The sequence below is a fragment of the Bradyrhizobium sp. Leo78 genome, assembly GCF_059512425.1.
Map to the genome: position 1 here is coordinate 1 of NZ_JCAMOT010000095.1, position 7,683 is coordinate 7,683.

Below are 7,683 nucleotides of genomic sequence, written 5' to 3' on the forward strand. Positions count from 1 at the left end.
TTGACGCCGGTATCATTGTTCTGGCCGCCGAGCAGGAAGTCCGAGATGTTGCCGGGGAAGCCCTGCCAAGGCGAGGAGTAGGCAGACGCCGACTGACCGAAGGTGAAGCCTGCGAACTGGAGAAAGAGGTACTGGATGGAAACGAAGCCGCCGCCGGGAGTGTCGAGCAGCTGCGAGCTGGCCACCGGAAGCGAGCCGTTGATCGAGTTGGGGTTGAAGGTGTTGTTGCCGAGCGTAGAGAACGTAAACCGGCCCTGCCCGAAGGTACGGACCACGCCATAGTCGGTAGCGGTGCGGGTATCGATTGACAGTAGCATGCGGGAGCGGGTCGCGAAGTAGTCGAAGTAGCGGTTATGTTGGCCTGCATCGCCGTTCCAGGCAGGCGTGCCCTGTATGCCGCCGTTAAACGTGGTGTCGACCCGGAGATAGCCGCCGAGCTTGATGCAGGTGTCGGTGCCGGGGATGAAGAAGAAGCCGGGGCCATAGCCTGAGCAGATCTTCACATATTCGATCGGCTTCGCTTTGACAGGAAGGTCAGCGCCCGCGGCTCCGCTGGTTGCGAGCAAAAGGCTCGCCGCCGGACCCAGAAGGATTCGAGTTGTCGCCATTACCGGCCTCCGCCTGAGACCTGTACGTCCACTCGGAAATCGAATGCCCCACAATTTTTAGCGCAGGAGACATGTCGCACAATGCGCGGCGACGTGACACTGCCGAGTTTCATTTCGCACTGTGACTTTTTCGCAACGCATGCGAGTGCCATTCCGGAGCGCATGCCGGAGAGATCAGCCCTGGAAGCTGGATCAGCGCTGTAGCTACGCTCGCGGCGAAGGTGGTTCGATCCGCTGTTCGATGAGAATGGTCGTCGAGGATTTCCGCGTGCGCCGGGGCACCCACGCTTATGCTTGGGAAATTATCGCTCACGTTAATGTCGGGTATTGGCCCAAATGCGAACTGGGTTACTTCATCGGGCGATGTCCGAGTTCGAGGGAGTAGCGATCAGCATTGCTCGCCCTCAGTCCTTCTCAGCTTGACCCACCAAGGCTCGTCGACTGCTGCTCCCCGCTGTTTGGAGGTTTTTAAACCGGGACCTACGTCAAATGTGAAGGAAGTACAGGTTAGATTCATTGGTGTGTCAGGTAAACCTAGTTAATGGCGCCATGCGCGCCAAGAAAGCAACGGCAGGAGATCATCTCAACCTTCGTGCAGGATTGACCGCAAGCGCGCCGCCAAATCTGACATGCGGAACGGTTTGTCGATAATCGGAAATTCCCCCACCGCATGATGTCGCTCCAGCACGTCTCCCGCGTAGCCCGAGGCAAGCAGGACCTTGATGCGCTTGTTCAATCGCCTCGCTTCGCGAGCTACCTCGATGCCGTTGATCCCGTTTGGCATCACGATGTCACTTAACACCAGATCAAATTCCTCGCTCTGGAGCATGCGAAGGGCTTCAGTGCCGCTCCGAGCGCAACGAACCTGATAGCCCGACCTGGTCAGCATCGCCGACGTGAGGTCCAGAAGATCGTCGTTGTCCTCGACAACCAGGATTCGCTCTGAGCCGGCCGGAAACGCTTGGGATTGGACCTCTTCCATTTCGATCTCAGTCTTTTGCGTGGATTTCGGCAAGTAGAGAGCGACGGTGGTCCCCTTTCCCAATGCGCTTTCAACGGCAATGTGCCCCCCGGACTGACGGACGAAGCCGTAGACCATGCTAAGCCCGAGCCCGGTGCCTTTGCCAACCTCCTTCGTTGTGAAGAAGGGCTCAAACACCCGGTCCACCACCTCGGGAGGCATTCCCGAACCAGTGTCTCTAACCGACAGCCTGACATACGACCCGGGCGCGCACCCCGCCACGGCTCCTTCGTTCACGACGATGTTCCTCATCTCAATGTCGAGCACGCCGCCATTTGGCATGGCGTCGCGCGCGTTCAGGGCCAGATTGAGGAGAGCGGTCTCCAGTCGCGCCGGGTCGACATGGCACAGCCACAACCCTTCAGTGGTCCACACCTTGACCCGGCATGCTTCGCCGACAGCTTTGCGAATGAGTCCCTGGAACTCGGAAACAAGCTGGTTTGCGTTGACCGGTTTTGGATTCAGTACCTGCCGTCGCGAGAAGGCGAGAAGTTGCGCTGTCAGCCTTGCTCCCCGATCGACCGCACGCCGTGCAGCCGCGGCGAACCGCCGAGCTTTGCCGATATCGTCGCCAGCCTCGATGAGTTCAAGATTCGCGGAGACCACCGTGAGCAGGTTGTTGAAGTCGTGCGCGACGCCACCGGTGAGCTGGCCGACGCTCTCCATCTTCTGGCTCTGATGGAACTGCTCCCTCGCTTCGGACAATTCGTGCTCACGGCGTTTCAGCGCATCGGCCATGGCGTTGAACGCCCTGGCGACCCGTGCGATTTCCGAGTTGCCCGGGATGTCCACGCGCCGGCCGAATTCGCCGAGCCGCCATCGGTTCGCAGCATCAACCAATTGCGCAAACGGGCGCTGGATGAACCGCTGGGCGCCCCACGCCGTCAGGATCAAGACAAGCAGGGCGCTGAAAATGATGAACAACACGTCGCGCCGCGTGCGATGTTCGATCTTGGTGAAAGTCTGGGCCTTGCCGAGGCCGAAGCCGACAAGAAGATCTTGCCCCACAGCGGCGAAGCCGACAATTCTTCGCACGCCGTCAATGTTAACCATGTCCGCTACGGTCCCGTTGTCGAGCATCGGGTCTTCACCAACGGGCAACTTCTTGCCGACAAACACGTCATTGTCAGGATAGCGAGCGAGAACGATGCCGTTGCGGTCCGTGATGGCGAGCGCAGCTCCCGGGGGAACGCCCTTTTTCGCGATGTAGTCGGCGAGCCAGTCGAGGCTGAGGGCCGCTATAACGACGCCGCCCATGCGGTCCTCGTCGTCGTAGAATGGCAGCGCGAACTGAACGACATTGCGACCGGTCGTTCGGCCGATTGCGAACTCTCCGACTGTGAATTTGCCGGTTCTCACGACGCTGGCGAAGTAGGCACGTCCAGCTGCGGTAGCCGGCTTATGCTCTCTGGCTGAGTCGCAGAAGGCGTCGCCATTCATGTCGACCACGATAAAGACGATGAACTCCGGGTATCGTTGCTTGATCCTGGAAAGGTAAGCGTCGCATCCCTGGACGTCCTTCGCCTTGATCGCCGGAAGCTCCGAAAGCGCTATCAGAGCCTGACGAACGCCCTGGACGATCTGTTGCTGCTCGGCGGCGGCGAGCTTGGCGAGCCCGAGGACTTCGTCCTGTACTTCAACTTGGCGCGTGCGACGCAGGTCGATTTCGTTGTACGCCTGTATCGCGATTGCCGGCAGCATCGCCGCAGCTACCAGCGCGAACAGGCGTGATAACAGGCTGCCCTTTACTAGCATTTCCCACTCACAATCAGCCGCACGAGACCGACCGCGCCAGTCCACCGACAAGCGCCATTGTGTGAAGCGTTCTCCGAACTGCAATCGGGACGCCAAGCGGTGGCGCTCCGAGGCTTGATAAAGGCGGCGTCGAATGTGGGCGATGTCGAACCTGGAAGCACTGGTCTTCGTCGCATTGCTGCCGAATTTCGCCGATCAATTGCCGGATCTCGTTGCCGACAAAAGCCGTGATGCCGCGCTTGGACGCTTCGTAAGCGCGTCCAGCTCTTCGGATGTCATGAAGGCCATTGGCGTGGCTGCGCATTGTTGTATTCGAGGTCGCTGATAGCGTTCGTGACCTTGCCGGAAATTACCGCTTTTGAGGAGCCGTTCGGCAAGTTCGCGGTTTCGCCATCTGCAAGGCGGTGTCGTCGTGAAGCGCCATCAGTACAGTCACCATCAAACGCCGCGCCTGCTTGTCGTTTTCCAACGACTCGGTGACCAAGCTGATCACTCGGAACGCGTGGTCCGCGGCGAGCATACACGGCTTCTTCTCATACTGTCTTGGTGAAAGCATGGTTATTCGCCTTTCGTTTCTTTTTCGTGGGTCGGGTTGCTTGTCTTTCCCGACTTGTGCGCTGCACCGCCGCTGCACCAGTTTGCGGTCGCGGAATCGTGTTCGCGGCCGAGACAGTGTAGGGAGCCGATCCATGCAATGCGGTTCACATCCACGTCTCCACGATCTTCTCGTCGTCCATCGCCGTCGATCTGCTCTATCTCAACAGCCGGGATCTGCGAAAGCAGCCGCTGATCGAGCGCAAGGGCACCTGAAGAAGATCATCGGCGATACAGACATCCAGTTCAGTGAGGGCTTCGGGGTCGATGGCAAGAAGATGTACGCCCACGCCGCAAGGTCAGGCTCGAAGGCGTCGTCTCGAAAGTGCGCGACAGCGCCTACACCTCTGGCCGGGGCACAACTGGTGAAGAAAACCTGCGTGCAGCGGGAGATGCTGGTGATCGCAGGCTTCGCGCTCGACGGCAACAAATGGGACGGCATCTATGTCGGCCGCCGAAAGGGCGAGGACCTGATCTATGCGGGTAAAGTCGATCACGGTTCGACACCGCATCCGCTGCCGATCTGCAGAAGCGCCTGACGACGCTGATCCGGAAAGCGCAACCATACACTAAGCGCATCGCGCACAAGGGCATCTGGGTCGAGCGCGACTTATGGCCGAGATCGAATACCGGGCGAAGTCCGCGCAAGGAGACATCCACGACGAACCCGGCGATCCGTTCGTCTGCGGAATCGTCAGCAGCCTGCATTGCAGGATCGCCTGCGGTGCGCAATCGCCCCGATGCTCAACGGCAGCTTCTGCTCCATCGCCTGCTACACAAGCGCCGCTTCGCCAGATTCGACCGCGAGCAGGTCGACCATCACCTCGGCTTCCTGCTGCTGGCGCGCTTCATACGCCAGTGCGTCGTCGCTCTCGCTATCTATCTCTGCATCAAATTCCGGCAACCCGCCGCACTGATCAGTTCGTCGCGGAGAGCCGGCGTGGAGATAGCACCCATGGCCGACCGTCATTGACTGGTGTCGTGCTACCAGTCTTTTGCTATCAAACTGAACCGGCGGCATTACAGGGCTGTTTCAGTCCGTCGGCAAACGATTGCGATTGTAGTCGAGCGGCCAAAGTTGTGGCGGTCGGAAAGAAGACCGGTCTAGGCTGGCCCGACCGGACCTCTGGTGAGGTCTGTTATTGCGCCGCTATCAGGGCGCAGCGCACAGCGACCTCACCCGCATCGTGATCTGCGGTGCCGGTTATAAGTACCTCCCTCGACTAGGACGTGCTACTCATAAAGGCGTAGATGTCTGGTTCTGACGTCCAAGCGGAGTCTTCCGATCAGTCGGAGCATTGCCGCTCGTGATCCAACTTCGCCATCACTCCTCCGGTACCCCAGCCAAGCGCATGCCCTCGTAGATGCGCTCGCGTTGCGTGAGGTAGGTCGGGTTATCTGTGTAAGCGCCGTCCCGGTAGCGACGGATAGTGAAACTCGGAACAAGCGTCAGTCCAGCCTTTGCGGCGGCTCTCGCATGATCCAGCGAGCCCAGCAGCGCTAGTGCAGCACCGAGTAAGAAATGCACGAGGGGATAAGTTCGGTTGGCTTCGATGCTGCGGCAGAACCAGCCGAGCGCTTCCGAATCGGCCGAAATCTGCAGCTTGGATGCACCGATTATTGCGAACCAGCGATGGGCAAAGATATCGCGCGGAGAAAGGCGAAATGCCTCGTTCACATGTGCCTCAGTCTCCGCCCCCTGGCCGGTGCAATACTTCGCTAGACCGATTAGCGCATGGGCCCCCGCCAAATTGCGATCCAGCGCCAACGCTCGCTTGCTCTCGGCGACGCCTTGGTTGACACGGTTAGTCGCAACGTGCACGTGTCCCAGGGCCACGTGGGCCCACGCATGGTTCGGAGCGAGAGACAGCGCCTCTTTCAGCGTTGCCTCGGCAGCCGCGAGCCGCGCGGTCCGATCGCCACTCATCCAGGTTGAGCCGACGACCATGTCAACCGTCGCCATCCAGACCATCGCCTCGATGTTCTTGGGGTCGAGGGCTAGCGCCCGCTCAAAAATGCTACGCGCCTGTTCCATGTGGTCGGGGTTTAGTCCCTTGTTGAACCACGCAGCACCTTGAAAATACAGGTCCAAGGAATTGGGATGCGGCGAACGTTCCGCCCGACGCGCCTCAGCCTCAATGAGCTGTGCATTTAGTGTGTTAGCGAGCCGCGCCACAATTTCGCTTGCATATCGAGCAGATCGGCGATCGGCTTATCGAACCGCTCAGCCCATAGGTGATTTCCGGTTTCGGCGTCGACCAACTGCACGTTTACGCGAAGCCCATCGCCTCCTCGCTGTACTGACCCTTCTAGGACGCAACTAACGTTTAACTCGCGACCGACCTGCTTCAGATCGACCGACTTGCCTTTATAGGGAAAGGCGGTGTGGCGGCCGATCACGAACGAGCCATTGATGCGCGACAAGTCCGTGGTAAGGGTCTCAGTGACGCCATCGACGAAGTAGTCCTGCTTGGTGTCTCCGCTGAGATTGGCGAATGGCAGCACAACGATGGAGAGATTCGGCGGTGAACGCTGGCCCTGCGTGGCTCGACTTGCGCAGCCGGCTATGTCCGTCCAGGACCGCGGCATAGGCTCGAACCGGAAGGGCAATGTTTTTGAACTTTTGCTCGCCCATATCGACGAACTCGACACCGACCTTGCCGCGGGTCTGCACGTAGGCAAAAGACGAGATACAGATGCCGCCAGGCTCTGCGATGCTCACAAGCCGTGCCGCGACATTCACGCAGTCACCAAAAACGTCATGCGGCTCGACAATCGCGTCGCCGACATTGATGCCGACACGGAAAGCAATACGCATGTCTTCCGCATCGGCAATTGTAAGTTCTTTGATGCGAGTCTGGAATTGCACAGCAGCTCGAACCGCTTGGACCGCGCTCGGAAATACTGCCAAGAATCCGTCGCCGGTGTTCTTCACAATGCGACCCCCGTGTCCGGATATCGCGGGCGTGACAGCATCGGCGAGTAGCACTGTCAGTTTGACATACGTTGCCTCCTCATCGTGGTGCATGAGCCGCGAGTAGCCGGCGACGTCGTCGGCCAATATCGCCGACAGACTACGCTTGACCCGGATGAGTCGGTCTTCCACCATGGCGCGCAACTCCGACCCACAGAATACTATGACGGATCGCGCGGCGCTACCAGTCGCGCTTTATCACACCCTGGCTCACGTCGGCTGTTGGCCCCAGACCTCTGGTGACATCTGCTATTGTGCCCTATCAGTGGCGCAGCGGACCTCACGCGCATCGTGATCTGCGGCGCCGGGCCTGTGAGTACACGCTCTCGTAACGTCATCGATCTGCAGCCAGCCGGTCCGTTGAACCGGAGGTTCATCAGACTCAGCGGAAATGATCGTTAGTGCAAAGTCCTATCGCGCCGCCAGCCCGCTGCAATCGCCAACGATGATCGCTGGTTCTTCATTCAGCTGTATCGCTGGTATCCATCGATCTTGCAGGTCCTCACGATCATCCGGCCCGAGACGGTCGTGCGTTGGCGCCGGGCCGGCTTTCGCGGCTATCGGCTTGGAAGTCGCGCCCGATCGGAGCGCGGCCGCCGATCGACACGAGGCTGCGCGCGTTTGATCCGGCGGATCAGCGTCGAAAATCCGCTGTGGGGCGCGCCACGCATCCACGGCGAACTGCTCAAGCTCGGGTTCGAGGTCGCGCAGTCCAGCGTCGCCAAGTACAT

General features: G+C 59.7%; 7 protein-coding genes and 1 pseudogene. 2 read left to right on the top strand and 6 right to left on the bottom strand.

All coding sequences use genetic code 11. The annotated features are described in order from the left end of the window. Window positions 1-608 (bottom strand): porin (locus tag AC5ZG1_RS42840; RefSeq protein WP_496136417.1); only part of this gene is annotated, 608 nt, incomplete at its 3' end. A gap of 583 nt (window positions 609-1,191) precedes the next feature. After that, a complete protein-coding gene (locus tag AC5ZG1_RS42845; RefSeq protein ID WP_496136418.1) occupies window positions 1,192-3,480 on the bottom strand; it encodes an ATP-binding protein in 2,289 nt (762 codons plus the stop codon). Window positions 3,481-3,517: 37 nt separating this feature from the next. Between AC5ZG1_RS42845 and AC5ZG1_RS42850 the strand changes: the two genes are divergently transcribed. Both AC5ZG1_RS42850 and AC5ZG1_RS42855 read left to right on the top strand, forming a co-directional pair. Then, window positions 3,518-3,709 carry a hypothetical protein gene (locus AC5ZG1_RS42850; RefSeq protein WP_496136419.1) on the top strand — a complete coding sequence of 64 codons (192 nt, stop codon included), beginning with the start codon at window positions 3,518-3,520 and terminating at the stop codon, window positions 3,707-3,709. Between the two features lie 410 nt (window positions 3,710-4,119). Then, window positions 4,120-4,683: pseudogene (locus AC5ZG1_RS42855) on the top strand (ATP dependent DNA ligase); the annotation flags it as partial. A 67-nt stretch (window positions 4,684-4,750) separates the two neighbouring features. On the opposite strand, the gene AC5ZG1_RS42860 reads toward AC5ZG1_RS42855, so the two are convergent. The 4 genes from AC5ZG1_RS42860 to AC5ZG1_RS42875 all read right to left on the bottom strand — a co-directional run bounded on the left by AC5ZG1_RS42860 (window position 4,751) and on the right by AC5ZG1_RS42875 (window position 7,087). Continuing rightward, window positions 4,751-4,948: a hypothetical protein gene (locus AC5ZG1_RS42860; protein ID WP_456647117.1), complete on the bottom strand. Its 198-nt coding sequence runs from the start codon at window positions 4,946-4,948 to the stop codon at window positions 4,751-4,753. Window positions 4,949-5,302: 354 nt separating this feature from the next. Continuing rightward, a complete protein-coding gene (locus AC5ZG1_RS42865) occupies window positions 5,303-6,070 on the bottom strand; it encodes a tetratricopeptide repeat protein (protein ID WP_496136420.1) in 768 nt (255 codons plus the stop codon). Between the two features lie 59 nt (window positions 6,071-6,129). After that, window positions 6,130-6,402, bottom strand: a complete 273-nt coding sequence (locus AC5ZG1_RS42870; RefSeq protein WP_496136421.1) for a hypothetical protein — start codon at window positions 6,400-6,402, stop codon at window positions 6,130-6,132. 16 nt (window positions 6,403-6,418) lie between these two features. Beyond that, complete coding sequence (locus tag AC5ZG1_RS42875; RefSeq protein WP_496136422.1) at window positions 6,419-7,087, bottom strand: adenylate/guanylate cyclase domain-containing protein; 669 nt, start codon at window positions 7,085-7,087, stop codon at window positions 6,419-6,421. Between the last annotated feature and the right edge of the window lie 596 nt (window positions 7,088-7,683).

Coding starts and splice junctions, on each gene's coding strand:
- AC5ZG1_RS42860 (WP_456647117.1), bottom strand. CDS start 4,948: ATGACGGTCGGCCATGGGTGCTATCTCCACGCCGGCTCTCCGCGACGA.
- AC5ZG1_RS42875 (WP_496136422.1), bottom strand. CDS start 7,087: ATGGTGGAAGACCGACTCATCCGGGTCAAGCGTAGTCTGTCGGCGATA.
- AC5ZG1_RS42850 (WP_496136419.1), top strand. CDS start 3,518: ATGTGGGCGATGTCGAACCTGGAAGCACTGGTCTTCGTCGCATTGCTG.